Source organism: Rhizobium sp. BK212 (genome assembly GCF_014197475.1).
Classification (GTDB): domain Bacteria; phylum Pseudomonadota; class Alphaproteobacteria; order Rhizobiales; family Rhizobiaceae; genus Rhizobium; species Rhizobium anhuiense.
In genome coordinates, this window is record NZ_JACIFS010000025.1 from 1 (window position 1) to 1,549 (window position 1,549).

At 65.7% G+C, this 1,549-nt stretch carries 1 protein-coding gene; it reads left to right on the plus strand.

Translation table 11 applies throughout. The features are described 5' to 3' along the window. On the plus strand, positions 1 to 1,549 hold a 1,549-nt coding region (locus FHT79_RS31895), incomplete at both ends, for a putative Ig domain-containing protein (protein ID WP_183904731.1).

A 1,549-nucleotide genomic window follows, 5' to 3' on the forward strand; every position in this document is an offset into this window, starting at 1 on the left:
AGCGGCAACGTGCTGACCAACGACACCGATCCGGATGCCGGTGATACCAAGACGGTCACGGCCGTCGTCTTCGGCGCGACATCAGGCACGCTTGGTTCGGCGCTGAACGGCACCTATGGCAGTCTCGTGCTCAACGCATCGGGCGTCTATAGCTATGCCGTCAACGAGACCAATGCCGCCGTGCAGGCGCTGCGCCAGTCGACCAACACGCTGAGCGATGTCTTCAGCTATACGATGCGGGACACTGCCGGCGCCACCGCCACGGCCAACCTCACCGTCACCATCCATGGCGCCAACGACGCGCCGGTGCTGACCGTCCAGACGGTGGCCCAGAACGCCACCGTCGGCTCGGCCTTCTCCTTCGTGCTGCCGACCACCACCTTCACCGATGTCGACAGCACCGAGACGCTGGCCTATACGGCAACGGCTGCCGATGGCACGGCGTTGCCCGCCTGGTTGGCCTTCAACGCCTCGACGCGGACCTTCTCCGGCACGCCGACGGCAACCGGCACCTACGGCGTCAGGGTGACGGCAACCGACCTCGGCGGCCTTGCTGCCAACGAGACCTTCAGCATCGCCGTGTCGACGGCTGGCAACAGGGCGCCGACGGCGGTTGCCGATGCGGGGGATGCGACCGAGAAGGGTGGTGTCGCCAATGGTTCGGGCGGTGTGGTTGCCAGCGGCAACGTGCTGACCAACGACACCGATCCGGATGCCGGTGATACCAAGACGGTCACGGCCGTCGTCTTCGGCGCGACATCAGGCACGCTTGGTTCGGCGTTGAACGGCACCTATGGCAGTCTCGTGCTCAACGCATCGGGCGTCTATAGCTATACCGTCAACGAGACCAATGCGGCCGTCCAGGCATTGCGCCAGTCGACCAACACGCTGAGCGATGTCTTCAGCTATACGATGCGGGACACTGGCGGCGCCACCGCCACGGCCAACCTGACCGTCACCATCCACGGCGCCAACGACGCACCGGTGCTGGCCGTCCAGACGACGACCCAGAACGCCACCGTCGGCTCGGCCTTCTCCTTCGTGCTGCCGACCACCACCTTCACCGATGTCGACAGCACCGAGACGCTGGCCTATACGGCAACGGCTGCCGATGGCACGGCGCTGCCCGCCTGGTTGGCCTTCAACGCCTCGACGCGGACCTTCTCCGGCACGCCGACGACAGCAGGCACCTACGGCGTCAGAGTGACGGCGACCGATCTCGGCGGCCTCTCGACCAACGAGACCTTCAACATCGCCGCATCGGCGGCGCCTGCGACCTACAGCCTGTTCAACGCCTCCAGCACGCCGACCCAGACGAACCTCAACGATGGTCAGCAGCTCGAGCTCGGCGTCAAGTTCCAGTCGAACGTCGCCGGGGATGTCACCGGCATCAAGTTCTACCGCAGCGCCAACGACAACGGCCAGAACGTCGTCGACCTGTGGACCACGACCGGCACCAGGCTTGCCACCGCCACCTTCGCCAACACCACGGCGAGCGGCTGGCAGACGGTGAACTTCACGACGCCCGTCACCATTACCGCAAACACCA